Below are 24,525 nucleotides of genomic sequence, written 5' to 3' on the forward strand. Positions count from 1 at the left end.
GCTTTTAAAGGAGTTTATTATGGGTTTATTAGTTGATGGTCAGTGGCACGATAAGTGGTACGACACCAAAAAACATGGCGGTCGTTTTGTTCGTAGTGAGTCACAGTTTCGTTCGACCATAGAGAAGGGCGGCGAGTTTGAGCCTGAATCAGGGCGTTATCACCTTTATGTATCTTATGCATGCCCGTGGGCGCACCGAGCGCTCATTTTCAGAAAACTAAAAGACCTGGAATCACATATTGACGTATCCGTCGTTAAGCCACTGATGCTGGAAAATGGCTGGGAGTTTGGCGAAGCACCGCTGAATGAGCCTTTGTATGGTCTCGACTTCATGTACGAGTTGTATTTGAAAGCGGACAGCAACTACAGCGGTCGTGTCACCGTGCCGGTGTTGTGGGATAAAAAGAAGCAGACCATTGTAAATAACGAATCGGCGGAAATCATTCGTATCTTTAACTCGAGCTTTAACGAGTTAACAGGCAACACGGAAGACTTTTACCCACAGCAGTTACGCAGCGACATTGATAGTGTCAACGAGTGGGTCTATCACAGTATCAATAATGGCGTGTATAAAAGCGGATTCGCAACCACGCAGGAAGCGTATGAAGAAGCGTTCGATGAGCTTTTCACGGCGCTCGATCGTGTAGAAAGTATCTTATCGAAACAACGCTATTTAGCCGGCAATCAAATTACCGAAGCCGACTGGCGATTGTTTACCACGTTAGTACGCTTTGACGCGGTGTATTTTGGACATTTTAAAACCAACAAAAAACGTATTGTTGATTACCCGGCAATGTGGAATTACCTGCGAGAACTTTATCAGTATCCGGGCGTTAAAGAGACGGTGGTCATGGATCATATTAAAACGCATTACTATGCCAGCCATAAAACCATTAACCCGACGCAAGTGGTGCCGAAGGGACCCGATATCGATTTTGAACAGCCACATAATCGGGAGGCAATAAAGTGAGTGTCATTAAAAGCAGACATCGTGGTATGCCAGCGCAAGATGGTGCTGGCGTTAAACTGACCCGGGTCATTAATCAGCCGGGTTTGAGGCATCAGGATCCGTTTCTGATGCTGGATGAGTTTCGGTCAGACAACCCAGACGATTACATTGCGGGCTTTCCGCCGCATCCGCATCGGGGTTTTTGTACGCTAACCTACATGTTGGCAGGCACTATGGAGCACAAAGACTCGGCGGGTAACTCAGGAGAAGTTGAAGCCGGCGGTGTGCAATGGATGAAGGCGGCTAGAGGTATTATTCATGCAGAAATGCCAAAACAGGTCGAAGGCCTTATGTGGGGCTTTCAGTTGTGGGTTAATTTGCCTTCGGCAGAGAAAATGAGTGACCCTGAGTGGTTTGACTTTCCGTCAGCAAAAATTCCGGAAGTGCAAACTGGTGGCACAACACTGCGCTTAATTGCAGGCAACTATGCCCAGGAAGTGGGACCGGTATCTTTACCCGGACGCGACTTTTTCATGGCCGATGTAAAGTTGCATGGCGAATTTGAATTAAAGTCCCAGCAGCAGGAAAAGCGCTTGGCCTATGTTTACGAAGGTGAGCTGGAATTAAATGGCGAAGCCGTGTCTCGTGGTGAGCTATTGCAACTTGACAGCACCACCGATTTGGCTCTTAAAAGTGGTTCGGGAGCCGGGCTTATTGTGCTGGCTGCAAAACCTATTAACGAGCCTATTGCACAGTACGGTCCATTTGTTATGAATACGTCTGACGAGTTGGACACCGCAATAAAAGACTATCAAAGCGGAACGTTTGCAGCTAATCAGAAGCTTTAGCGCAGACCCAGCTCTTCGGTTTCTTCAAGCAACTGTTCGTAACGTTGTGTATGACTGCCGGAGAGCTGCAACCCTTCAAGAACTTTAAAGCAGTGCTCACATTCTTTCTTCAGAGTGGTTTTATTGGCACTGGGATTTTCTTCCGTAAAGCGAACTGCGGCCTGAATAAAGTTCAGCGCAGCACCGCTATTGAGTGGTGCCAGCTCCATCGACTGGCGAAAGTCGTTCAGCGCTTGTTGATAAATACCGGCTTGATACGCTTCAGCACCTTGCCGATGTATTTTGAAGAATTCGTCTTGCTGTTTTTGAGCCGCCGCCATGCGAGATTTGAGAATTTTCAGCGTATAACTATCGAGTTTTACTCTTTCTGCTTGTTGGCCGGCTAGCATATTGGCTTTTTCGTATTCGCCAACGTCAAGTAATACAGCAATAACGTCGGGTAGCAAATTCCGGTCAATCTCACGGTTGTTAGCCAAATCCTCGCCGACCACTTCATTTAAGCGGTGCTGTGCCTCGCGCAAACGCCCGTTGAAGGAATCAATACGGGAAAGGAGAATCGCTTCCAAGTCTTCAAAGGAAATGTCGGCGTGCAGTAAATGTTCATCATAACGCGCGCGCTGAAGCTCCATCGTAGCCTCAGTCTGATACTTGCTGATTTGTTGCGGTGTGTCGCTGTTTTCGGCCGCATCGAGAATACTACGTAGGTAGTTACATAAATGCTCAGCATTACGAAACACCGATTTGCGCGCTATTTGTAACACGTTATTCATGGCCTGTTTGGCTAAGTCAAAGTCGCCGTTATCGCGAGCAATGTGGGCCAGTCGGGTTTGTCTGTCGATTGAAAATGGCGCCATAGTAATGGCATCGCGAGCACTGTTAAGTGCTTCCTCAAGCTGTTGTTGCTGTAAATAACATTCGGTTTTTAAATCCTGTGCTTCTATCGCGTGAGGCATCCGTTTAAGAATATGGTTAATAATATTCAGTGCCTCTTCCGGCGAATTCTGTAGCAACCGAGTTTCAGCAAGTTTTAAAAACACCCAACTATGAGAGTTATCTTCCAACAGCTCTTTTATGGCCTTTTCTGCTTCGCGTAGCTGACCGGTTTTATTGTAGAGCTCTATTTGCAGTTTGCGGCAGTAGTTACTGTAGCGGCTGTTCATCGCAATGTGCTTTTCGCAGGCTTTAATACAGTCTTCGTAATTATGAGAGGTGAGGGCCTGAAACACGTCTTTTAACCACATGCGACGCTTATAAGCACGAGTAAGACGGGAACGCAGAACCCGGTGTGAGAATGGTTTCATCAAATAGTCATCGGGCTGAAGCTCAAGGGCGCTCAGCACCATAGGCCTTGAATTGTCGCCGGTAATGATAAAGAACAGAGTATGTGGCTTCATCAGCCCACGCACTTGCAACTCTTCTAACACCTGACGGCCATTTTTACCCGAGCCAAGGTTGTAATCGACTAACAGAATGTCGTGTGGGTTTTTTACGTAAGCGGCAATACCCGCTTCCCCTGTACTTTTGACCTGGACCTCTTTTGCACCCAAATTGAGCAGTGACCCTTTAAGCATGACTTGAAAGGGCTTCTGATCATCAATCAGTAGCACACGCTTGTTATTGAGCTCCAGAGTTTTATCCATTCTTGTGGCAGGCACCTTTAATTAATCACTTAGCAACAGCATACTGTCTAAATACAACAATGTTAAGCAGCAACAGGATGATATATGCAAGCTTTACAACTGTCTGAAGGAAAAGTGCACTGGTCTGAAGTGCAGCCATTACCACAGCCTGCCGGTAATGAGGTTACTGTCAAAGTGTCGAGCGTCGGTGTGAACCGAGCGGACTTAATGCAGATAGCAGGCAAATATCCACCGCCTCCGGGGGCATCTGACATACCTGGTTTAGAGGTCTCAGGCATTGTCGCAGAGGTTGGCAGCAGTGTGAGTAGTCTGCAAAAAGGGCAACGGGTTGCTGCTTTGTTGGCCGGCGGAGGTTTTGCTGAATACGTTAATGTGCCAGCTGAACAAGTGCTCTTGGTACCTGGTAACTGGACGGATGAAATGGCCGCAGGTTGGCTGGAAACCTTCGCTACGGCCTATTTAAATGTCTTTATGCTGGCAAATCTGCAACCGAAGGAGTCGGTTATGACACACGCCGGGGCAAGTGGTGTCGGGTCGTCGCTTATCCAATTATGCAGAGAAAGCGGCAATCCAATAACAGCTGTTGTTGGCAGTTCTGATAAAGAGATCTTTTGTAAAGAACTTGGCGCCACGGACACTATTAATCGTTACCAGCAGGACATTATTGAAACCATGAAGGATATTGGCGGTGTCGATGTGGTGCTGAATCCAGTAGCAGGCGACTCCATCGGAAAAGATCAGCACTATTTAAACCAAGACGGTCGTATCATTCTTATTGGTTTGATGGGGGCGCGCGAAGGCACGGTTGATTTTGGGCGTATGCTTATGAAGCGGCAACGCATCATAGGCTCTACGCTGCGTTCCTTAGCGCCAGAGCGCAAAGGTGAAATACTGACACAAATGTGGCAGCAGTTTGGCCCTCAGTTTACGAGTGGTGCAATACAGCCAGTTATTGATAAAACGTTTGAGCAGACGGACATTCAGCAAGCACTTGATTATGTTGCTGCGAATAAAACACAAGGAAAAGTTGTCGTGAAAATTGACCGGTAAGTCGGGAGAGATGAAAAGTGGTGGAGGGGGCAGGATTCGAACCTGCGAAGGCTGAGCCGTCAGATTTACAGTCTGATCCCTTTGGCCACTCGGGAACCCCTCCACTTAAGAGGCGCGTATAATAACAGCCAGAGCTGAGCTGTAAAGAGAAAACTTAAACTTTCCTGACTTTGGACGATAACAAGAATATCTCAGGTTATTTTCTAAGGTCAGTATGAGCCAAGTTCAGTCGGTTCAGCACAGAGCATCGGACATTTTTGAGCAACACGCGAGTGAAGCCGTTAATCACGGCTTCGCCGGCGAGTTTGCTTATTGGGTGTCGGTGTTGGGTGCTGCCCCGGTCATTGAGGATAGCCAATACGACCAAACAAACTGGCAACGAACCATTGGTGCTGCCCGAGCTCGTCCTTTAGAGCCGACTGAAAACACGGTTTTAGCCAGCGGTATCTATAAGTCAGTCAGCCAACTGTCTGACTTTAAGCTTCAGGATGCCACACACCCTCAGCCGCTTGTGCCGGACGCAAGCCCTGACCGCTTGCCTATTGAGTTGCTTCATAATTTAGATTGGCGTGTGCGACAGCGCATTGAAAAGAAAAAGTCAAAGCAAGAAGAATCAGAGCTGAACGATTATCGAAAGCGCGGGCCGGCTGGACTGTACGATGTTCTGCAAAAGTTGGGCGTTACGCACTAAGCATTTCATCGTTTCTCTACTTCGGGCATAATGACTTTGATGTTTCGCAACCAATAGTCTTGCAGCCACATGAAGCAACTACCTCCAGAAGACGAAGAGCGTATTGATGCGTTTACTGAGCATTTATGGCTGCATCATGGCGCGAGTGAAAACACCCAGGCGGCTTACCGTAGTGACTTACGCCGATTCTGTGAGTACCTGCTTCCCAAAAAAACGACGCTACTTGATGTTGATGAATTAACCCTTCAAGACTACTTGCTGTGGCGCCGCACTCAGGGACTATCGCCTCGCAGTACTTCTCGTTTTCTAAGCTCGGCAAAGAAATTCTTTCAGTTCGCAGTAAAGCAGCAATGGGTATCGCATAACCCTACCGCTAAGTTAAAACGCCCAAAGCTTCCACAGAGTATTCCGCATTCATTAAGCGAGGCAGACGTTGAAAACTTATTGCAGGCACCGGAAGTTGATACTGCTATAGGTCTTCGCGATCGCACGATGCTGGAAGTGTTGTATGCAACCGGTTTGCGTGTCACTGAATTGGTTCGCTTACAATATGATCAGGTAAGCCGACAGCAAGGTTTGGTGCGGGTGGTTGGTAAAGGCGATAAAGAGCGACTGGTTCCGTTAGGCGAAGAAGCGTTGGAATGGCTGGAGCGCTATTTAAAACACGGTCGCACCGAACTGACAGACAAGCAAAGCCCCTGGGTGTTTGTGACTAAGCGAGGCTCATTATTGACTCGTCAAGCGTTTTGGTATCGGTTACGACATTACGCAGAAACCGCAGGCATATACGCTCATTTATCGCCACATACGTTACGTCATGCGTTCGCCACTCACTTACTGAACCATGGCGCCGACTTAAGGGTCTTACAGTTGCTATTAGGACACAGTGACTTGTCGACGACCCAAATCTACACGCAAGTTGCAAGAGAGCGCCTGCAAGCCTTACACGCACAGCACCACCCGCGTGGGTAATTGCATTTTGAGCGGTAACAGGGTAGGGTTCGGTCATCCATAATAAGAGGTATTTATGCAGTACTTGACGTCGTTATTGGCAATATTTGCGATCAGTTATTCGCTGTTTTTAACACCAGTGTTCGCTGACGAACTGGACACTCGCTATTTAAATAGAATTGGTATTGAAGTGATTTCGACCGAGCCGGGTGAAATCGACGGTTATGTTCGGGCGGTAACCAATCAGGGAATGTTCTATATTTCTAAAGACGGCAAAAGGCTTCTTAGCGGTAATGTGTTCGATATCACCCAGGCAGAGCCAGAGAACCTGACGGAGCAGGGCATGGCGTCGATTCGAAAAGAAAGGCTGAAGGACTTCATCGACGACATGATTGTCTATGAAGCGGATGACGAAAAATATAAAGTGACGGTATTTACCGACACAACGTGTAGCTACTGTCAGAGGCTTCATGAAAACCTCGACAGTTACTTAAACGCGGGTATCACGGTTCGATATTTGGCGTTTCCTCGTGGGGGCTTGGACAGTAAAGGCGGTCAGGAACTGCAAGCGGTTTGGTGCGCAGACGACAAAAAGGCTGCAATAAGTGCTTTTAAAGACGAAGAAAGCTACCGTGGCAATAGCTCATGTAATAACCCGGTTGAAGCGCATTATGCTTTGGGTAAGTCGTTTGGTGTCACCGGGACGCCAGCAATTATTTTACCCGATGGCCGTTTAATTCCAGGTGCCGTGCCCGCCCGTCGCCTGTTGTCTGAATTAAGAAAGTAGTTCAGCAGTTACAATGACAGATTACACAATACGCCGTTACTCAACGGTCAGTGACGAGTTTCTGCCGCACAATGTGCCGCCATTGCTGCGGCAAATTTATGCACGCCGCGGTGTCAGTAACGAACAAGAACTTTCTCTTAAAGCTGCCGGGCTCACGCACTTTTCAAGTTTAAAAGGTATTGATTCTGCGGTTAATATCTTAGCAGATGCACTTGAAAAACAGTCACCTGTTTGTATTTGCGGCGACTTTGATGCTGACGGTGCGACCAGTTCAGCGCTTATGGTGTCGGCCCTAACTGCTTTTGGTTTCGCGCACGTTGGGTATCGTGTTCCCAATCGAATGACTGACGGCTATGGGTTGTCGGTATCTATGGTGGAAGAACTCGCCGCTAAAGACATTAAAGTTATTGTCACCGTTGATAATGGCATAGCGGCTCACGAGGCCATTGAACGGGCCAATGAACTGAATATGAAAGTGATTGTTACCGATCACCATTTACCCGCGCAGACTCTGCCTAATGCAGACGCTATTGTGAATCCAAATCAGCCCGACTGCTCGTTTCCCAGCAAAAACTTAGCCGGCGTTGGCGTTGCCTTTTATGTACTGCTGGCGTTGCGCGCCCATTTAAGAGAGAAACAGCCGACGCCAAATTTAGCAGATTGGCTCGATTTGGTGGCGCTAGGGACCGTGGCAGATGTTGTGCCTCTGGACTACAACAACCGGATTTTGGTCCATCAGGGGCTTGCACGAATAAAGCAGGGTCTTTGCCGTCCGGGCATTCAGGCACTGCTGGACGTATCTAATCGCAATGCCGCGCAGCTTAATGCCAGTGATTTGGGTTTCGCGTTGGCACCTAGAATTAATGCGGCAGGGCGGCTGGATGACATAAGCTTGGGGATTGAGTGTCTCTTGGCAGAAAAGGAGCACGCACAGCGGCTGGCGCAGCAGCTGAACGAGCTTAATCTGCAGCGCAGAAATATTGAATCCGATATGCGGGAGCACGCTGAGGCTGTCGTTGCAAAATTGCAGTTCGATACTGGCCAGGTTCCTGACTTAGTGACCTTGTACCAGCCCGACTGGCATTCTGGCGTTATCGGTATTGTTGCCGGCCGAGTGAAAGAGCAGGTAAATCGTCCGGTTATTGCGCTGGCGCATGAAGATGATGAAGTATTGAAAGGTTCTGCACGTTCTGTCAGTGGTTTGCATATGCGAGATTTGCTTGAGCGCATACATACGCTTGAACCTAATATTATGGAACGCTTTGGTGGTCACGCGATGGCAGCAGGTTTAACCTTAAAGAAAAGCAATTTAGAGCGGTTTTCGGAGCTAGCTCAACAAGTTGCCGGGGAGTGGCTGACGGAAGAGCAAAAGCAGCGTGTTTATTGGTCTGATGGAGAACTCACTTTATCAGAATTGTCGATAAACAATGTTGATATGTTGCAAAATGCTGGTCCCTGGGGGCAGCATTTCCCGGAGCCTATGTTCGACGGAGAGTTTGAAATAGTTGACCAGCGTATTGTTGGTGAGAAGCACTTAAAATGTGTGCTTAGGCACCCCCAGGGCGATGTGTTAGATGCGATTGCATTTAATGTCGATACCAACAAATGGCCGAATAATAGTGTCCAGCGCGTTGAGTTGTTATACAAGCCGCAATTAAATCACTTTCGTGGTAAAACTTCTGTGCAGTTGCTGGTAGAGCAAATTCGCGCAATACGTTAAACTACGCCCCTTTCAAAATTCAAAGAATTAGGTAGTCGAATGTTTGAGACCAACGCAACCTACAACAACATAAAAGAAATGCGTGAGCGTAGTGATGCGCTTAGGGGGTATCTTTGACTATGATGCTAAAGTAGAGCGTCTGGAAGAAGTTACCCGTGAAATGGAGCAGCCCGATGTCTGGGATGATCCGCAAAAAGCGCAAGCTCTGGGAAAAGAGCGAGCCAGTCTTGAACAAGTCGTTGAAACGTTAGATAAGTTACAGCAAGGCCTAGATGACGTAGAAGGTCTAGTTGACCTGGCGGTAGAGGCCGAAGACGAAGACACTTTCAACGAAGCCCAGGATGAATTGTCTGGCCTGTTAAAGCAGTTGGAAACGTTGGAATTCCGCCGGATGTTCTCAAAAGACAATGACAGTGCCGACTGCTATCTGGATATACAGTCAGGCTCTGGTGGCACTGAGGCTCAGGATTGGGCCAATATGTTATTGCGGATGTATCTGCGTTGGGCCGAAGCACATGACTTTAAAGCCGAAATTACCGAGCTGTCAGAAGGTGATGTAGCCGGTATAAAATCAGCAACAGTGCGAGTTGCGGGTGAATATGCTTATGGTTGGCTGCGTACCGAAACCGGTGTGCACCGTTTAGTTCGCAAGTCTCCGTTTGACTCGGGGAACCGTCGCCATACATCGTTCGCATCGGTATTCGTTTATCCAGAAGTAGATGACGACATCGATATTGAAATTGATCCTTCAGACTTGCGTGTGGATACTTACCGTGCTTCGGGCGCGGGTGGTCAGCACGTCAACCGGACAGATTCTGCGGTTCGCATTACTCACGAGCCGACCGGCATTGTGGTGCAGTGTCAAAGTGACCGTTCGCAGCACAAAAACCGTGACTCAGCCATGAAGCAGTTAAAAGCGAAGCTTTATGAGTTTGAGTTACAGAAGCAGAATGAAGAAAAACAAGCGCTGGAAGACTCAAAAGCGGACATCGGCTGGGGCAGCCAAATCCGTTCGTACGTATTAGATGACGCGCGTATTAAAGATTTACGCACTGGCGTTGAAAACCGCAATACGCAAGCTGTATTAGACGGCGCTTTAGACCCATTTATTGAAGCCAGCTTAAAAAGCGGGCTATAAGTTTAATTTAAGTATCCCGACAGAGGAAAATCGATAATGACTGATAAATCGCAAGCACCCGAAGTAGATGTAAACGAACAGATCGCGCAACGAAAGGCGAAACTGTCGGCGCTTCGCGATAAGGGCATCGCATTCCCGAACGATTTCCGTCGGGACTCGCTGGCAGCTGATTTGCACGCAGACTACGATAATGTCAGTAAAGAAGAACTGGCAGAGAAGGGTATTCGCGTTAAGGTTGCCGGCCGTATGATGACCCGCCGTATCATGGGTAAAGCGAGCTTTGCCACCATTCAGGACATGAGTGGAAAAATTCAATTGTACGTTGCGCGTGACAACTTGGCGGAAGGTTTTTATAACAGCGAATTTAAGAAATGGGACTTAGGCGACATTATTGGTGCGTCAGGTACGCTGTTTATTACTGGTACCGGCGAGTTGAGTGTTCAAGTTGATGACGTTCGCTTGCTGACCAAAGCCTTGCGCCCGTTACCTGATAAGTTCCATGGTTTGGCAGATCAGGAAACGCGCTATCGCCAGCGTTATTTGGACCTGATTACCAACGATGAGTCGCGTAATACTTTTGTCGTGCGCTCTCAGGTGATTGAATACATTCGTCGTTTCTTAAGTGAACGCCAGTTCCTAGAAGTGGAAACGCCAATGATGCAGGCCATTCCAGGTGGTGCGTCGGCACGCCCATTCAGTACACATCATAATGCGTTGGATATGGAACTGTTCCTGCGTATCGCGCCAGAGCTTTACTTGAAGCGCTTGGTCGTTGGTGGCTTTGAGAAGGTGTTTGAAATTAACCGAAACTTCCGTAATGAAGGACTGTCGACACGCCATAACCCAGAATTCACAATGCTGGAGTTCTACTGGGGTTATGCTGACTACCATGATCTTATGGACTTAACGGAACAAATGCTTCGAGGTGCAGCCGAAGCGGTTCTTGGTTCTGCTCAGTTTACCAGTCAAGGCGTAGACTACGACTTTGGTAAGCCGTTTGAGCGTATGACCGTACTGGAAGCTATTTTGAAGTACATGCCGGAAGTAAAGGAAGAGCAACTGAAACACATGGATAGCGCGGTAGAAATTGCTGAGCAAGTCGGTGTGAATGTCCAGTCTTCATGGGGTTTGGGTAAGGTACAAATCGAAATTTTCGAAACGGTTGCTGAACACCGTTTAATTCAGCCAACCTTTATTACAGCTTACCCGGCAGAAGTATCACCACTGGCGCGCCGAAATGACGAAGACCCGTTTGTGACCGATCGCTTTGAGTTCTTTGCTGGCGGCCGTGAATTAGCGAACGGTTTCTCTGAGCTTAATGACGCAGAAGATCAGGCTCAGCGTTTTCGGGAACAGGTTGAGCAAAAAGAAGCAGGTGACGATGAAGCAATGTTCTACGACGAAGACTACGTGACGGCGTTAGAGCATGGTATGCCGCCAACGGCCGGTGAAGGTATCGGTATTGATCGCTTAGTTATGTTGTTGACGGACTCAGCGTCTATTCGTGACGTACTGCTGTTCCCACACATGCGTCCCAAAGCAGACTAAGCAATCGCTTAGAAATTGCTCAGAAAACGCATTAGCTGCTATAGTCAGTTAATGCGTTTTTTTATGGGCGGCTTTTATGTACTATTCTGAATTCTCTACCCCGCTGGGCACTATGTATGCGGTTGCCGATAGTCAACATATCCTTGGTTTGTATTATCAGGGGCAAAAATACTGCCCGGATATGAGTCAATATCAATACGAACCAGAGCAGTGGTTATTAGAAGCTGCAACGAGGCAGATTCAACGTTACTTTTCAGACCCCTGTTTCGAGTTCGATCTTCCTCTAAACCCCAACGTTACCTCGTTTCAAAAGAGCGTCTTAGAGGTGCTTCGACAAATTCCCGCAGGTGAAACGTTAAGTTACCAACAAGTGGCTAACAGACTTGGTAAACCTACGGCAACCCGAGCGGTGGCCAGTGCTATTGCAAAAAACCCGGTTATTATCGTTATTCCCTGTCATCGAATTATTGGACAGGATGGCTCATTGAGAGGCTTTGCGGCGGGACTGGAGCGTAAGCGACAATTGCTGGTTCGAGAAAAAGGTAGTAGTAGGGCTGCTGCCTAAAACGAAAAAGCCCGACTTCTCAGCCGGGCTTTCATAAAACAGATTCAGCGACTTAGTGGTCTTCGCCGTCTGTGTGCACGTGACCGTGCTCAAGTTCTTGCTCAGTTGCGTCGCGTACTTCAACAACTTCTACGTCAAAGTTCAGGTTAACGCCTGCTAGTGGATGGTTACCGTCTACAGTCACTTCGTCGTCTTTTACGTCAACGATAACAACAGACTGCTCGCCTTGGTCGGTGCTTGCGCGGAACTGCATACCAGGTTGAACTTCGTTGTCGCCGAATAAGTTACGTGGAACAGTTTGGATTAAACCGTCGTGACGCTCGCCGTACGCTTCTTCTGGTTTAACTTCAGCAGTGAAGCTATCGCCAGTCGCTTTGCCTTCCAGTGCATTTTCAAGACCAGGAATTAGCATTCCGCGGCCGTGAATAAAGCTAAGCGGGTTGCCTTCTTTAGACTGGTCTAGGGTCTGGCCATCTTCTGTTTTCACAGTGTAATGGATAGCCACGACTTTGTTCTGTGCAATGGTTTCGCTCATAAAAATTAACCTAATTGATAAGGCAGTGAGTGTATTTCCAGTAGACTTGCGTCGTCACCCTGAACTCGAATAGCGGTGTCAGCGTCAATATCGCTGGGTAAAACCGCTAGTAAGTCCGTTTGTGTGTCGGTGCGGTCCACTGCCATAATGACCGTACCTGCACGACGCCAGTTTTCACCAATGGCTTTCTCTAATTGTTGTCCCGGCTCCACAGCTTGCGCCACTTTGCCTGACAATCGAAAGAGTGCCCGTTTCTGTTTGCCCAAGTATTTCATTCGGGCAATAGTCTCCTGGCCGATATAACATCCTTTGTCGAAACTGACTCCGTCCCACGCTTGTATGTTCAACATTTGCGGCACAAACGCTTGACTGTTCTCTACTGTCAATTGTGGACGGACTCGTTCAATTTCCAACGCATCCCAAAAGGGCTGCGGATAGTCCGTAGATATTGCTTGTCGACTTAGCACAATAAATTGATCAGGTTGTTGACCAACTTGCAATGTCAGACTGTCAGCAGGCAAAGCGTCTTTTGCCTTATTGCCTATAAAGCCGGCGACGTGCCAATCGTTGCTAACATCCTCAATGTCGACTTTACTAAACACACCGTACTTTTTGAATTGCGCTAAAGAGCCCTCAAGAGCGCTTTTGTGCATGACAAAAAATACAGTGTCGTCATGTCGAAGCAACCAAAAGTTACTGAATGCTTTCCCCGTAGGGTCGCAGTGTGCGCCATATAACCAATCTTCCTGGTCGAGTTTGCGCACATCACATGTCAGCTGTCCTTGTAAAAAGCTGTCAGTGTCTTCGCCAGAAACCGACAGGATACCATAGTCCGTTAGTTCAACGGAAAGGCAATCCTCATTCGAATCCATTAAAGCTTGTTTTAACTCGACCACAATGACTCCTTATTGGATAGCTTACATGCTAATATTAGGGCACTGATTGAAATTACAAGGGCAATTGCTGCGGAGATTTTATGTTCCCGAAACAGTCTGAAGAAGTTTTAAAGGACAAGCGTCGTTTAATATGGGCCTGCCGCCGGGGCATGCTAGAGCTTGACGTGCTTTTTGAACCTTTTGTGAAAGAAGCTTACGACGAGCTCAGTGAAGAACAAAAAGCGGTATTCCGCCGTTTAGTGACCTGTGATGATCCCGATTTATTCGCTTGGTTTATGGGGCACAAAGAATGCCCTGATGAAGAATTAAAAGGGATGGTCGACTTTATGTTGTCACGCGTAAAGGTCTAAGCGCTGGACTTTTACTTACTCAACCGACCTCAAGAACCGCTGTCCGGAACGTTCTGTGGGCGTCATTGGTGGTGGCAGGGCATTGCCTGCAAATTGTTTGGCAAACCACTGGTCGTTGGAAATATATTGGTTTTATTGCCCTTAGAGTCATTAACTGACTCCGGCGTTAATGTGAAATCGTGGGTGTGGATTTGGTGGTTTCGACTGCCGCCTGAGCAACAAGCACAGCTCAGACGGCAACTGTCACAACTAACCTAGTGATTTTTTAACGTGTTAGGTGTTAAGACTGTAGGCTCTGCTTTTTCTAGAGTGTCTGGATAGTCTAACGTGTAATGTAAGCCGCGGCTTTCTTTTCGCTCTAAAGCGCACCGGACAATTAGCTCGGCCACTTGAACTAAGTTTCGCAGTTCCAGTAAATTATTACTGACTCGGAAGTTCGCATAATACTCGTGAATTTCTCGTTGCAGCAACTCAATTCTATGCAGAGCACGCTCCAAACGTTTTGTAGTACGCACAATACCAACATAGTCCCACATAAATAGACGCAGTTCGTGCCAGTTATGTTGAATTACAACCTCTTCGTCTGAGTTGCTTACCTGGCTTTCATCCCACTTGGGCAGGTGCGTTTGTGGTTTCTCTGACGACTGCTGAGATAAAATATCCTTCGCTGCAGCTCGGGCAAACACAAGACACTCCAACAACGAGTTACTGGCCATTCGGTTAGCGCCATGTAAACCTGTACAAGCCACCTCTCCAACGGCATATAAATTGGGCACATCCGTTTTGGCATTTAAGTCCGTACGCACACCACCGCAGGTGTAATGCGCCGCCGGCACGACAGGAATCGGCTCACGACTCATATCAATGCCTAGTGACAAGCATTTGTCCATAATGGTGGGAAAGTGCTGCTCGATAAACGCTTTGGGCTTGTGCGAAATATCAAGAAACATACAGTCCGCGCCCAAACGCTTCATTTCATAGTCAATAGCGCGTGCAACAACGTCACGAGGCGCTAATTCGGCTAGTTCATGAAAGTCTGGCATAAAGCGGGAGCCGTCAGGGCGCTTTAAGACAGCACCTTCACCACGGAGTGCTTCTGTTAACAAAAAGCTTTGCGCATTTGGGTGAAACAAGCAGGTAGGATGGAACTGATTAAATTCCATATTAGCGACACTGCAGCCTGCGCGCCAAGCCATCGCAATGCCGTCACCACTGGCGATATCCGGATTACTGGTGTACTGATAGACTTTACTGGCTCCGCCGGTCGCTAAAACCACAAAATTTGCGGCAATCGTTTCTACCTGCTCTTCCATGCGGTTCCAAATATAGGCGCCATAGCAGCCAGGCTCCGCACCAATACGCTGTCCGGTAATTAAATCGACGGCGTTATAGCGCTCTAATACAGTAATGTTGGGGTGTTTAAGAACCTGCTCTTGCAATGTAGTTTGCACAGCGCGACCGGTCGCATCAGCCGCATGTAAGATACGCCGGTGACTGTGTCCGCCTTCGCGGTTCAAGTGGTACGTCGGCGATTTACCGTTACTTTTAACCTTGTCGAAGCCCACGCCAGCATCAATCAGCCATTGTAGACTGGCGCGTGCATTTTCTGTGGTAAACTTAACTGCTTCTGGGTCACAAAGACCGGCACCCGCTATAAGGGTGTCCTCAATATGGCTTTCAACGCTGTCGTTTTTATCAAATACAGCAGCAATACCGCCTTGAGCATAAAATGTTGAGCCCTCGGTAAGGGCGCTTTTACTTAATACTGTGACTTTTAACGTGTCGGCAAGTAGCAGGGCGGAGGTTAAGCCTGCGGCTCCTGAGCCAACAACCAGCACATCGCATTGATAATTTGCTGCAGGTTCCATAAAGTACTCATTAAGAATTTTGGATGATTTTACGCATTTGCTGAAATATTTGCGAACTTTTTACAAGCGGCTTGGTCACAGTCTGTACAAACAGGACGGGCCGCCAGTTCCAGCAGTTCCTGGGTAAAGGGAGAACAGGCTCGGATGAGCGAACAGGTGAATGACCAACAACTGGTCAAAAAAGTACAACAAGGTGATAATCGGGCTTTTGATCTGTTGGTAAAGAAGTATCAGCACAAAGTCATGAGTTTGATATCCAGGTACGTAAAGCAACCCGGAGACGTTGCAGATGTCGCGCAAGAAGCGTTTATTAAAGCGTATCGCGCACTGCCCAACTTCCGTGGGGACAGCGCATTTTATACTTGGTTGTATCGAATAGCGGTTAATACGGCGAAGAACCATTTAGTTTCACAAGGTCGGAAGCCGCCCGCATCAGACATTGATGCCGAAGACGCTGAATACTACGAAGGCGCCGGAGCGCTGAAAGACGGTGCATCACCAGAAAGCCATATGCTGACTGATGAAATCAGAAATGTGGTGATAAAAACCATTGAGGGACTGCCAGATGATTTGAGGCAGGCCATTACGTTAAGAGAAATTGAGGGGCTTGGTTACGAAGAAATCGCGTTAGAAATGGACTGCCCAATAGGTACGGTTCGTTCTCGTATTTTTCGTGCCCGAGAGGCCATAGATAACCAACTGAGACCGTTGCTGGAACGGTAAATTGAAGAGGGGCTTATGTCTCGAAAACTATCAGAAGTTACATCAGCTTTGTTTGACAGTCAGGACGTCGACGCAAAAGAGCTTGATGATGTATTAAATGATGAGCAGTCGACTCAAACGTGGCATCGTTATAGTGTTGCACGAGCTGCTTTGAAAAATGAATTAGATTCAAGCGTGGAGCTGGATATCAGCCAACGTGTAAGTGCAGCTATTGAAAACGAAAGTTCGAATGTTATAAAACCCGGTTTTGGTCAATCGAAAAGTCAAAGTAAAGCAGCATCAAAATGGTTCCAGCCGTTGGCAAAGGTAGCTGTTGCGGCTAGTGTTGCCGTTGTTGCGGTAATGACAGTTCAAGTTTATCAACAGCCAGTAACTGCCGACGGTGTCAGTGCGGAGCCTGCATTGTTGACTAATCCTATTGGTGGTCGTGAACCGGTTAGTCTGAATCACGTTGAACCAATGTCACAAGTCAGTGATCAGCAGCGTCGTCGTCAGGTGCAGTCGTATTTAATCGATCATCAGCAGCAATTAATGCTGCAGCAAAAAGAAAGCGATGAGAAAAAAGAGCAGGAGCTCAACAAAGGTAATTAATTCCATGATAACTCGGTTGTACCAGTCACTGATAGCCGCTACTGCCATTGTATTTATGTCGGTCGCAAGTGCTCAGGAAACGCAAAAGGAACTTGACGGTGAGGGCTGGTTTGACCGTATGTCACAAGCGCTGACAACCCTCAATTTTGAAGCCTCTTTAGTGCATGTTCATGGTCATCAGATAGAACCCTATCAGTGGTTCCAGTCTGCTAATTCGCCGCAAAGTCAGGAGCTGCTCATTCGCATGAATGGCCCTGATTTTCGTATTTTAAGGCAAGGTGATCGTGTTGCCCATTTTCATACTTCGGCGAGTAATTACTCATTAATTGCTGACTCAGTTTCTGTCATCCTTCCGGAAGCGTTCACTAAGCCTTTTGCGAATTTAAAAGACACCTATCAGGTAAGTATCGGTGGTGGTGCTCGAGTATTAGGTCGAAACGCTCAGCATCTGCGAGTGATTAGTCGGGACAACCAACGTTACAGCTATTCACTTTGGGTCGACAGAGCGTCAGGCATGCTATTAAAAATGATCATGCATGATCAGCGTGGTGATATTGTTGAACAAATGCAGCTGACCAGCTTGTCTATTCGTCAGGATTCGCCTGGCGTTTTAAAAGAAATTACTAACTTGGAAATGCCGCCGTTACTAAGCGACATTCGCATATTGAACAAACCTGGCTTTTCCGTTAAACCCAGTTGGCAACCGCAAGGTTTTGAACTGGTGAATAAACAAAGTCATCATCTTGTTTCGGAGTCGACATTGGTTGACCATTATTTGTATTCGGACGGCTTAACTGAATACTCTGTGTATATTGCGAGGCTGACCGAAGATATGGAAACGGATGTGGCGCTGTCTTCCTCACAAACTCTGTTCACAATGCGTTATAATGACTATTTAATTACCGTCGTCGGGCAGGTGCCGCTTAGCATCGCTCAGCGAATAGCGCAAGAAGTGAAGTAATGAAAGAACTGGCAGAAGTGGTTGTCATCGACGGCAATCGGGTGACTGTAACTACGCAATTAAAAACCGCTTGTTCAGGCTGCGCACAAGTATCGACTTGCGGTGCGGGTATCCTTAGTAAAGTGTTTGCTGACCGAAATGCTCAATTCCATGTGGTGACAGACGAGCATGTTGCTGTTGGTGATCGAGTAGAACTCGATGTGCCGGAGCAAGCCGTTACTCAGTTCGCACTCATGTTATATGGTTTACCTATTGTCACTTTATTGGTTATTGCCATCGCGCTACAAAGCGCTGGGGCTGTTCATGAAGGCATTACCATTTTATTGTCCTTTGCGGGCTTCGCATTAACGTTTTTAGGCTTGCGGGCTTGGTTTCGGCGCAGAGACATTAAAATAAACCAGTTGGTACGAATAAAAACCGTATAACGTGGCTTTTTCAATTCTCACCAAATAAACCATAAAAACCTTTGTTCTTGCGCCTAACATGAGTATGATCGGGGCTAATTTTTGAAACTCAGAATTTAAGTTTTACAGAGGTATCATCAATGCCGGATAAGGCGTTCAAGCAAAGTAATATTCGCAACTTTTCTATTATCGCTCATATCGACCACGGAAAGTCCACACTATCTGACCGGCTTATACAGCATTGTGGCGGTCTGACAGACCGCGAAATGGCGGAGCAGGTCCTCGATTCCATGGACTTAGAGCGTGAGCGCGGTATTACTATCAAGGCGCAAAGCGTAACGCTTTATTACACGGCAAAGGATGGTGAAACCTATCAGTTAAACTTCATCGATACCCCCGGGCACGTTGACTTCTCTTACGAAGTATCTCGCTCATTGGCTGGCTGCGAGGGGGCGCTGTTGGTCGTTGATGCGGCGCAGGGCGTTGAGGCACAAACCTTAGCGAACTGTTATACCGCTATTGAGATGGATCTGGAAGTGGTTCCGGTTCTGAACAAAATTGACTTGCCGCAGGCCGATCCAATGGCCGTGGCGCAGGAAATTGAAGAAATTGTCGGCATTGAAGCGGTTGATGCGGTTCAGTGTTCCGCGAAAACCGGCATTGGCATTGATGACGTTTTAGAGCGCATTGTGCGTCAAATACCACCACCGCAAGGCAGTGAAGAAGAGCCGCTACAGGCACTTATCATTGATTCTTGGTTCGATAATTACCAAGGGGTTGTTTCCTTGGTTCGTGTACGTAACGGCACACTTCGAGCGGGTGAAAAAATGACCGTGATGTCCACGGGTCAGTCGTTCCAGATTGATAAAGTCGGTTATTTTGATCCCAAGCCTCACGAAACCGGCGTTTTACATACCGGTGAGGTAGGCTACGTTATTGCGGGTATTAAAGATATTTTAGGCGCACCGGTCGGTGATACTCTGACGAACACTCGAGCGCCAGCCAAAGAGCCTGTGCCAGGCTTCCAAAAAGTGAAGCCACAGGTCTACGCCGGTATGTTCCCAATTAGCTCTGACGACTATGAAGCATTCCGCGATGCGTTGGGTAAGTTGGCGTTGAATGACGCATCGTTATTCTATGAGCCTGAAAACTCGGCCGCGCTTGGTTTTGGCTTCCGTTGTGGCTTTCTCGGTATGTTGCACATGGAAATTATCCAGGAGCGACTGGAGCGAGAGTACAACATCGATCTTATTACGACGGCGCCAACCGTTGTGTATGAAGTTGAGAAAACCGATGGCTCGATTGTCAAAGTCGACAACCCCGTAAACCTACCTCCTGTTAATGATATTGAAACCATCTACGAGCCGATTGTGGAAGCCAGCATACTGGTACCACAGGAGTTCTTAGGTAACGTTATTACACTCTGTGTTGATAAACGGGGTGTTCAAACCGGCATGACGTATCACGGTAAACAAGTGTCTGTGACCTACGAAATTCCGATGGCGGAAGTGGTGATGGACTTTTTCGACCGTTTGAAATCCTGCAGCCGTGGTTATGCATCTCTCGATTATCAGTTCAAAAAATTTGAACCTGCGGACATGGTTAGGGTCGATATATTGATTAATGGTGACCGAGTGGATGCACTGGCAATGATAACGCACCGCGATCACGCAGAGGGGCGTGGACGTCTGTTGGTGGATAAAATGCGCGAGCTTATTCCACGACAAATGTTTGATATTGCTATTCAGGCAACCATTGGCAACCATGTTATTGCGCGTTCTACGGTAAAACAGCTGCGTAAAAACGTAACTGCGAAATGTTACGGTGGTGACATAAGCCGTAAGAAGAAACTATTACAAAAACAAAAAGAAGGTAAAAAACGCATGAAGAACCTGGGTAATGTTGAAGTACCTCAGGAAGCCTTCCTTGCGGTTTTAAAAGTAGGCAAATAGGAAATGGCCAATTATTTTTCATTAATTTTAACGGTAGTCACTATCGTATCGGGGCTGCTTTGGCTATACGATGCGAAGTTTTTAAAACCTAAACGTCAGGCAATAGTTGCTGAGGTTGAAAAGAAGACCACAAGTCCGCTGACAGAAGAGCAAGTAGAGCAGTTAGCACCGCAACCCAAATTAATGGAGCTGGGGCAGTCGATATTTCCGGTCATAGCCTTGGTGTTGGTGGTAAGAACGCTGTTGTATGAACCGTTCCAAATTCCCTCAGGCTCCATGATGCCGACGCTTCTGCGTGGCGATTTTATTTTGGTGCAAAAATTTGATTACGGTATCAAGGAGCCACTATTTCAAAACACCGTCATAGAGACGACTGAACCTGAGCGTGGTGATATAGCTGTATTTAAATATCCTGAAGAACCAAGCATTGACTACATTAAACGAGTTGTTGGTTTGCCGGGTGATCGCATTATTTACCGGAGTAAAACCTTATACATTCAACCTGCGTGTGAAGAGGGTCGTCGAGATTGTCCTGAAATGACCGTTATTCGAACGCAATTAAAAGACGATGGTGCTTACTTTTCCGGCTCTTCACCACTTAAAACCTACGAAGAACGCTTAGGTGAGGTTAAGCATGACATTTTAGTCGATCCTAGAGTCGCATCACGTCGAGCCTTTTTCTATGACCAACCAGGTACCCAACGAGATGAATGGGTTGTGCCGGAAGGGCAGTATTTTGTCATGGGTGATAATCGAGACAACTCACGTGACAGTCGTTATTGGGGATTCGTGGACGAAACCTTGTTGGTGGGTAAAGCGGTATTTATTTGGATGAGTTTTGAAATGGACCGCGGACAAGACAGTTGGTTGCCTTCGTGGGTGCCAACCGGTATTCGATTTGAAAGGCTAGGGAGTATCGAGTGAGTTTACCCAAACCACCGTTAACTGAACTGGAAAGCATTGTCGGGCATCAATTTCAAAAACAAGATGTGCTCAAACAAGCTCTCACGCACCGCAGTGCCTCATCAAACCATAACGAACGCCTGGAATTTCTGGGCGATTCTATTTTAGGCCTGGTAATAGCTGAAGCTTTATTCAAAAAATTTCCGAAAGTCGCTGAAGGTGACTTAAGCCGTATGCGCGCCGCTATTGTTTGTGGACGCTCTTTGGCTAAGCTTGGCAAAAAGATGGGTCTGGGGGACTTCCTGTCGTTAGGTCAGGGAGAACTAAAAAGTGGCGGCTATCGTCGGGAATCGATACTCGCCGATGCGGTAGAAGCCATTATTGGTGCTATCTATTTAGACAGTGATATGGATACGATTCGAGCCGTTATTCTTAAATGGTTTGAGCCACAGTTAAATGACATAAAGCCAGGCGTCAGCCAGAAAGATCCGAAAACACGTCTACAGGAATGGTTGCAGGCTAGACAGAAGCCTTTGCCGGAGTATGACGTTATCGCGACGCAAGGACAGGCACATAATCAACAATTTACGGTTCACTGTGTTATTGAGGGCTTAGAAGAGCCCTTCAAAGGCAGTGGAACCAGCCGTCGGAAGGCAGAACAAGCCGCCGCGACTTCAGCACTAGAACATTTACAGGAGCGTAAATGACGCTTGATATAGAACTCGACGACAACAAACACAGCGGCTTTGTCGCGATTGTTGGACGCCCGAATGTGGGTAAGTCGACGCTGATAAACCGCATACTCGGTCAAAAAATCAGCATTACCTCGAATAAGCCACAAACGACGCGCCATCGTATATTAGGCGTTGATACAGACGGTGACTGCCAGGCGGTCTACGTTGATACTCCCGGCATGCACATTGAAGAGCCACGGGCTATTAACCGGGTCATGAACCAAACGGCGTCCTCGGCGTTGAAAGACGTAGACTTAGTCTTGTTTGTTGTGGACAGCCTGAAGTGGCTGGAAGACGACAAAATGGTGCTGGAAAAAGTACAGCGCAGTAAAGCGCCGGTCGTATTGTTGGTCAATAAGGTTGATCAGGTTAAGAACAAAGAGAAGTTATTGCCGCATTTACAGTGGTTAAGCACACAACATAAGTTTGCAGAAATATTGCCGATATCAGCCACCCACGGCGACAATCTTGATGAGCTGCGAAAAATTGTGCGCGGCCATTTGCAGCCTGGCTTTCATTACTTCCCGGAAGACTATGTAACGGACCGCTCGGTACGCTTCATGACCGCAGAAATTGTGCGTGAAAAACTGATGCGGTTTACCGGTGATGAGTTGCCTTATGAAACGACGGTGGAAATTGAACAGTTCGGTCACTCGGAAAAAGGCACGACACATATTCATGCACTTATTCTGGTTGAGCGTGAAGCGCAAAAACGCATGATTATTGGTAAAGGCGGTGAGCGACTTAAGACCATTGGCACTGAAGCGCGCCGTGACTTAGAGCGCTTGCTTGACAACAAAGTGCTGCTCAAGCTTTGGGTGAAAGTGAAATCGGGTTGGTCTGATGACGAACGTGCTTTAAAAAGCTTAGGGTATCGCGAGGACTAAGGCGTGATTCAGCGAGCCTTAGTGTTGCATCGCTGGGACTTTCAGGAAACCAGTCTGCTGCTGGACGTGTTCACAGAACAAAACGGGCGCGTCCGTCTTATTGCTAAAGGGGCAAAGCGCCCTAAAAGCCCCTGGCGAGGCTTGGCTCAGCCTTTTGTTCCCTTAAAAATTGAATATAAAGGTCGTAGCGACTTAAAAACACTAACGTTACTTGAACAAGACACTCAATTAGTTAATACAAGACTCAATGGTAACGCGCTCTATAGTGGTTTCTATTTAAACGAGTTATTACAGCGTCTTCTGCCGAACGAAGCCGAAGCTCAAGAGTTGTTTCAACACTACTGGTCTGCAATTGCAGTATTGGCGGAGTCAAGCTATGTCGAGCCAGCGCTGCGACGTTTTGAGTGGCAGCTACTTGAACATTTGGGCGCAGCGTTTGACTGGCATCACGACGCAGATACCGGCCAACCGTTAAAAGAGCTTGAGTACTGTTATTTTGTGCCTGATCATGGATTAGTGTCGGCGCCTCGGTACAAAGGTGACAAAGCCTATGCTGTCAGCGATATTGAGCGTATCGCTAATTGGGATATTAATGACGAACACCGCTTAAAACAGTTAAAGTGGATAATGCGCGAAGCACTTCACGTGTACCTGGGCGATAAGCCACTGCGCAGCCGCGAACTGTTTCAGCAAAGAAGGAAGTAATCATGAGAGCACTACGCTTAGGGGTAAATATTGATCACGTTGCGACGTTACGCAATGCACGCGGTGTACTCTATCCAGACCCGATTGCTGCGGCCGGTATAGCTGAGCGAGCCGGCGCTGACGGTATTACTATTCACTTGCGTGAAGATCGCCGTCACATTACGGATCGCGATGTGGCGATGCTTAAGCAAACGTTAAATGTCCCCATGAACTTAGAAATGGCCGTGACCGATGAGATGCTGGAAATAGCCATAAAAACACAACCAACGTATAGCTGCTTAGTACCTGAGAAGCGCGAAGAGCTAACGACAGAAGGTGGTTTAGACGTTGCTGGTCAAGTCGAAAATATCGCTAATGCGACCAAGCGTTTAACGGATGCAGGCATTCAGGTGTCTTTGTTTATTGATGCTGATCGCACGCAAATTGATGCGGCAAAAGAAGCCGGGGCTCCTATAATTGAATTGCATACAGGCCAATACGCTGAAGCCGATACGGAAGAAGAGCAGAAGGAAGAATTGGCTCGCTTAATGGATGCGGCAGAGTACGCGTATTCTATTGGTTTGCAGGTTAATGCGGGTCATGGCCTTCACTACCACAACACATTCGACGTCGCCCAAATTCCGCAAATGGTCGAACTGAATATTGGTCACTCTATTATTGCCCGCGCAGTTTTAGATGGTCTGGATAAAGCTGTCCGCGATATGCGGGAAATACTTGATAAGGCAAGATAATGGCAATAGTAGGGCTGGGTACAGACATTATTGAAGTGTCCCGTATCGAGAAGTCGTTAGCGCGTGGCGACAGTTTAACTAAGCGCGTACTGACTCCCAAAGAGCAGGAAGAAATGAGTGCATCGGTTGACGAGGCTGCGTATTTGGCCAAACGATTTGCCGCTAAAGAGGCTTGTGCTAAAGCCTTTGGGCGCGGTATTTCTGCGGGACTGTCTTTTCAGCATATGCAGGTTGTCCATGACGACTATGGAAAGCCCAGCTGGCACTTTACCGATACCGCTGCCGAGTGGATTAAGGAAATGGGTGTTGTTGCCAGCCATTTGTCCATCAGTGATGAAAAACATTACGCCGTGGCAACGGTTATTTTAGAGTCTGAATAAAATAGGTTAAACACAACC

General features: G+C 47.5%; 26 protein-coding genes and 1 tRNA gene. 22 read left to right on the top strand and 5 right to left on the bottom strand.

What is annotated here, in order from left to right:
- The first annotated feature begins 19 nt into the window (after window positions 1–19).
- Both EST55_RS01795 and EST55_RS01800 read left to right on the top strand, forming a co-directional pair.
- A complete protein-coding gene (locus tag EST55_RS01795; RefSeq protein WP_129496296.1) occupies window positions 20–970 on the top strand; it encodes a glutathione S-transferase family protein in 951 nt (316 codons plus the stop codon).
- Complete coding sequence (locus EST55_RS01800) at window positions 967–1,797, top strand: pirin family protein (protein WP_129496297.1); 831 nt, start codon at window positions 967–969, stop codon at window positions 1,795–1,797. The genes EST55_RS01795 and EST55_RS01800 overlap by 4 nt, the downstream gene beginning before the upstream one ends.
- Here EST55_RS01800 and EST55_RS01805 read toward each other — a convergent pair.
- Complete coding sequence (locus tag EST55_RS01805; protein WP_129496298.1) at window positions 1,794–3,437, bottom strand: tetratricopeptide repeat-containing response regulator; 1,644 nt, start codon at window positions 3,435–3,437, stop codon at window positions 1,794–1,796. The genes EST55_RS01800 and EST55_RS01805 overlap by 4 nt on opposite strands.
- 84 nt (window positions 3,438–3,521) lie before the next feature.
- Here EST55_RS01805 and EST55_RS01810 point away from each other — a divergent pair, with 84 nt between their 5' ends.
- Window positions 3,522–4,487 carry an NAD(P)H-quinone oxidoreductase gene (locus EST55_RS01810; RefSeq protein WP_129496299.1) on the top strand — a complete coding sequence of 322 codons (966 nt, stop codon included), beginning with the start codon at window positions 3,522–3,524 and terminating at the stop codon, window positions 4,485–4,487.
- Between the two features lie 18 nt (window positions 4,488–4,505).
- Here EST55_RS01810 and EST55_RS01815 read toward each other — a convergent pair.
- Window positions 4,506–4,590, bottom strand: a tRNA-Tyr gene (locus EST55_RS01815).
- A 111-nt stretch (window positions 4,591–4,701) separates the two neighbouring features.
- Here EST55_RS01815 and EST55_RS01820 point away from each other — a divergent pair.
- From EST55_RS01820 to EST55_RS01850, 7 genes are all read left to right on the top strand, one after another.
- Complete coding sequence (locus EST55_RS01820; protein WP_129496300.1) at window positions 4,702–5,178, top strand: VC2046/SO_2500 family protein; 477 nt, start codon at window positions 4,702–4,704, stop codon at window positions 5,176–5,178.
- A 69-nt stretch (window positions 5,179–5,247) separates the two neighbouring features.
- The gene (gene xerD / locus EST55_RS01825; protein WP_129496301.1) at window positions 5,248–6,150 is read left to right on the top strand and encodes a site-specific tyrosine recombinase XerD; all 903 of its coding nucleotides are present in this window, start codon (window positions 5,248–5,250) and stop codon (window positions 6,148–6,150) included.
- Between the two features lie 55 nt (window positions 6,151–6,205).
- Window positions 6,206–6,916 (top strand): thioredoxin fold domain-containing protein, encoded by a 711-nt coding sequence (locus EST55_RS01830; protein WP_129496302.1) that lies wholly within the window; start codon window positions 6,206–6,208, stop codon window positions 6,914–6,916.
- A gap of 13 nt (window positions 6,917–6,929) precedes the next feature.
- Window positions 6,930–8,636, top strand: coding sequence for a single-stranded-DNA-specific exonuclease RecJ (gene recJ, locus EST55_RS01835; RefSeq protein ID WP_129496303.1), 1,707 nt, complete (start codon window positions 6,930–6,932; stop codon window positions 8,634–8,636).
- Window positions 8,637–8,675: 39 nt separating this feature from the next.
- A protein-coding gene (gene prfB, locus EST55_RS01840) for a peptide chain release factor 2 (protein WP_100690320.1) occupies window positions 8,676–9,774 on the top strand; the annotation gives its coding sequence in 2 pieces (ribosomal slippage) (window positions 8,676–8,750 and window positions 8,752–9,774; 1,098 coding nt in all).
- Window positions 9,775–9,810: 36 nt separating this feature from the next.
- Window positions 9,811–11,322, top strand: a complete 1,512-nt coding sequence (gene lysS / locus EST55_RS01845) for a lysine--tRNA ligase (protein ID WP_100690319.1) — start codon at window positions 9,811–9,813, stop codon at window positions 11,320–11,322.
- A 76-nt stretch (window positions 11,323–11,398) separates the two neighbouring features.
- Complete coding sequence (locus EST55_RS01850; RefSeq protein ID WP_129496304.1) at window positions 11,399–11,887, top strand: methylated-DNA--[protein]-cysteine S-methyltransferase; 489 nt, start codon at window positions 11,399–11,401, stop codon at window positions 11,885–11,887.
- Between the two features lie 52 nt (window positions 11,888–11,939).
- On the opposite strand, the gene EST55_RS01855 is transcribed toward EST55_RS01850, so the two are convergent.
- The gene (locus EST55_RS01855) at window positions 11,940–12,422 is read right to left on the bottom strand and encodes a peptidylprolyl isomerase (protein ID WP_088768378.1); all 483 of its coding nucleotides are present in this window, start codon (window positions 12,420–12,422) and stop codon (window positions 11,940–11,942) included.
- Window positions 12,423–12,427: 5 nt separating this feature from the next.
- Window positions 12,428–13,318 carry a folate-binding protein gene (locus EST55_RS01860; RefSeq protein ID WP_129496305.1) on the bottom strand — a complete coding sequence of 297 codons (891 nt, stop codon included), beginning with the start codon at window positions 13,316–13,318 and terminating at the stop codon, window positions 12,428–12,430.
- 80 nt (window positions 13,319–13,398) lie between these two features.
- On the opposite strand from EST55_RS01860, the gene EST55_RS01865 reads away from it, so the two are divergent.
- Entirely contained in the window at window positions 13,399–13,668 is a 270-nt protein-coding gene (locus EST55_RS01865; RefSeq protein WP_088768376.1) for a succinate dehydrogenase assembly factor 2, read from the top strand.
- A 254-nt stretch (window positions 13,669–13,922) separates the two neighbouring features.
- Here the strand turns inward: EST55_RS01865 and nadB are convergent, their stop codons facing one another.
- Complete coding sequence (gene nadB, locus EST55_RS01875) at window positions 13,923–15,536, bottom strand: L-aspartate oxidase (RefSeq protein ID WP_129496306.1); 1,614 nt, start codon at window positions 15,534–15,536, stop codon at window positions 13,923–13,925.
- A 144-nt stretch (window positions 15,537–15,680) separates the two neighbouring features.
- On the opposite strand from nadB, the gene rpoE reads away from it, so the two are divergent.
- The 11 genes from rpoE to acpS all read left to right on the top strand — a co-directional run bounded on the left by rpoE (window position 15,681) and on the right by acpS (window position 24,507).
- Window positions 15,681–16,259 carry an RNA polymerase sigma factor RpoE gene (rpoE, locus tag EST55_RS01880; RefSeq protein WP_088768373.1) on the top strand — a complete coding sequence of 193 codons (579 nt, stop codon included), beginning with the start codon at window positions 15,681–15,683 and terminating at the stop codon, window positions 16,257–16,259.
- A 15-nt stretch (window positions 16,260–16,274) separates the two neighbouring features.
- The gene (locus tag EST55_RS01885) at window positions 16,275–16,850 is read left to right on the top strand and encodes a sigma-E factor negative regulatory protein (RefSeq protein ID WP_088768372.1); all 576 of its coding nucleotides are present in this window, start codon (window positions 16,275–16,277) and stop codon (window positions 16,848–16,850) included.
- Between the two features lie 4 nt (window positions 16,851–16,854).
- Window positions 16,855–17,811 carry a MucB/RseB C-terminal domain-containing protein gene (locus tag EST55_RS01890; RefSeq protein ID WP_129496307.1) on the top strand — a complete coding sequence of 319 codons (957 nt, stop codon included), beginning with the start codon at window positions 16,855–16,857 and terminating at the stop codon, window positions 17,809–17,811.
- On the top strand, window positions 17,811–18,236 hold the full coding sequence (locus EST55_RS01895; RefSeq protein ID WP_129496308.1) for a SoxR reducing system RseC family protein: 426 nt from the start codon (window positions 17,811–17,813) through the stop codon (window positions 18,234–18,236). The genes EST55_RS01890 and EST55_RS01895 overlap by 1 nt, the downstream gene beginning before the upstream one ends.
- 119 nt (window positions 18,237–18,355) lie before the next feature.
- Window positions 18,356–20,167 (top strand): translation elongation factor 4, encoded by a 1,812-nt coding sequence (gene lepA / locus EST55_RS01900; protein ID WP_088768369.1) that lies wholly within the window; start codon window positions 18,356–18,358, stop codon window positions 20,165–20,167.
- Between the two features lie 3 nt (window positions 20,168–20,170).
- Window positions 20,171–21,091: a signal peptidase I gene (gene lepB / locus EST55_RS01905; protein WP_129496309.1), complete on the top strand. Its 921-nt coding sequence runs from the start codon at window positions 20,171–20,173 to the stop codon at window positions 21,089–21,091.
- Window positions 21,088–21,777 carry a ribonuclease III gene (gene rnc / locus EST55_RS01910; protein WP_129496310.1) on the top strand — a complete coding sequence of 230 codons (690 nt, stop codon included), beginning with the start codon at window positions 21,088–21,090 and terminating at the stop codon, window positions 21,775–21,777. The genes lepB and rnc overlap by 4 nt, the downstream gene beginning before the upstream one ends.
- On the top strand, window positions 21,774–22,691 hold the full coding sequence (era, locus tag EST55_RS01915) for a GTPase Era (RefSeq protein ID WP_088768366.1): 918 nt from the start codon (window positions 21,774–21,776) through the stop codon (window positions 22,689–22,691). Before rnc ends, era begins: the two co-directional genes overlap by 4 nt.
- Window positions 22,692–22,694: 3 nt before the next feature.
- Window positions 22,695–23,396 (top strand): DNA repair protein RecO, encoded by a 702-nt coding sequence (gene recO / locus EST55_RS01920; RefSeq protein ID WP_129496311.1) that lies wholly within the window; start codon window positions 22,695–22,697, stop codon window positions 23,394–23,396.
- Window positions 23,397–23,398: 2 nt separating this feature from the next.
- Window positions 23,399–24,127: a pyridoxine 5'-phosphate synthase gene (gene pdxJ, locus EST55_RS01925; protein WP_129496312.1), complete on the top strand. Its 729-nt coding sequence runs from the start codon at window positions 23,399–23,401 to the stop codon at window positions 24,125–24,127.
- A complete protein-coding gene (gene acpS, locus EST55_RS01930) occupies window positions 24,127–24,507 on the top strand; it encodes a holo-ACP synthase (RefSeq protein WP_058579302.1) in 381 nt (126 codons plus the stop codon). Before pdxJ ends, acpS begins: the two co-directional genes overlap by 1 nt.
- Window positions 24,508–24,525 lie beyond the last annotated feature (18 nt).

It is taken from the genome of Idiomarina sp. 29L (assembly GCF_004123135.1).
GTDB lineage: Bacteria > Pseudomonadota > Gammaproteobacteria > Enterobacterales > Alteromonadaceae > Idiomarina.

Coding starts and splice junctions, on each gene's coding strand:
- EST55_RS01795 (WP_129496296.1), top strand. CDS start 20: ATGGGTTTATTAGTTGATGGTCAGTGGCACGATAAGTGGTACGACACC.
- EST55_RS01805 (WP_129496298.1), bottom strand. CDS start 3,437: ATGGATAAAACTCTGGAGCTCAATAACAAGCGTGTGCTACTGATTGAT.
- EST55_RS01810 (WP_129496299.1), top strand. CDS start 3,522: ATGCAAGCTTTACAACTGTCTGAAGGAAAAGTGCACTGGTCTGAAGTG.
- EST55_RS01820 (WP_129496300.1), top strand. CDS start 4,702: ATGAGCCAAGTTCAGTCGGTTCAGCACAGAGCATCGGACATTTTTGAG.
- xerD (WP_129496301.1), top strand. CDS start 5,248: ATGAAGCAACTACCTCCAGAAGACGAAGAGCGTATTGATGCGTTTACT.
- EST55_RS01830 (WP_129496302.1), top strand. CDS start 6,206: ATGCAGTACTTGACGTCGTTATTGGCAATATTTGCGATCAGTTATTCG.
- recJ (WP_129496303.1), top strand. CDS start 6,930: ATGACAGATTACACAATACGCCGTTACTCAACGGTCAGTGACGAGTTT.
- lysS (WP_100690319.1), top strand. CDS start 9,811: ATGACTGATAAATCGCAAGCACCCGAAGTAGATGTAAACGAACAGATC.
- EST55_RS01850 (WP_129496304.1), top strand. CDS start 11,399: ATGTACTATTCTGAATTCTCTACCCCGCTGGGCACTATGTATGCGGTT.
- EST55_RS01855 (WP_088768378.1), bottom strand. CDS start 12,422: ATGAGCGAAACCATTGCACAGAACAAAGTCGTGGCTATCCATTACACT.
- EST55_RS01865 (WP_088768376.1), top strand. CDS start 13,399: ATGTTCCCGAAACAGTCTGAAGAAGTTTTAAAGGACAAGCGTCGTTTA.
- nadB (WP_129496306.1), bottom strand. CDS start 15,536: ATGGAACCTGCAGCAAATTATCAATGCGATGTGCTGGTTGTTGGCTCA.
- rpoE (WP_088768373.1), top strand. CDS start 15,681: ATGAGCGAACAGGTGAATGACCAACAACTGGTCAAAAAAGTACAACAA.
- EST55_RS01885 (WP_088768372.1), top strand. CDS start 16,275: ATGTCTCGAAAACTATCAGAAGTTACATCAGCTTTGTTTGACAGTCAG.
- EST55_RS01890 (WP_129496307.1), top strand. CDS start 16,855: ATGATAACTCGGTTGTACCAGTCACTGATAGCCGCTACTGCCATTGTA.
- EST55_RS01895 (WP_129496308.1), top strand. CDS start 17,811: ATGAAAGAACTGGCAGAAGTGGTTGTCATCGACGGCAATCGGGTGACT.
- lepA (WP_088768369.1), top strand. CDS start 18,356: ATGCCGGATAAGGCGTTCAAGCAAAGTAATATTCGCAACTTTTCTATT.
- lepB (WP_129496309.1), top strand. CDS start 20,171: ATGGCCAATTATTTTTCATTAATTTTAACGGTAGTCACTATCGTATCG.
- era (WP_088768366.1), top strand. CDS start 21,774: ATGACGCTTGATATAGAACTCGACGACAACAAACACAGCGGCTTTGTC.
- pdxJ (WP_129496312.1), top strand. CDS start 23,399: ATGAGAGCACTACGCTTAGGGGTAAATATTGATCACGTTGCGACGTTA.
- acpS (WP_058579302.1), top strand. CDS start 24,127: ATGGCAATAGTAGGGCTGGGTACAGACATTATTGAAGTGTCCCGTATC.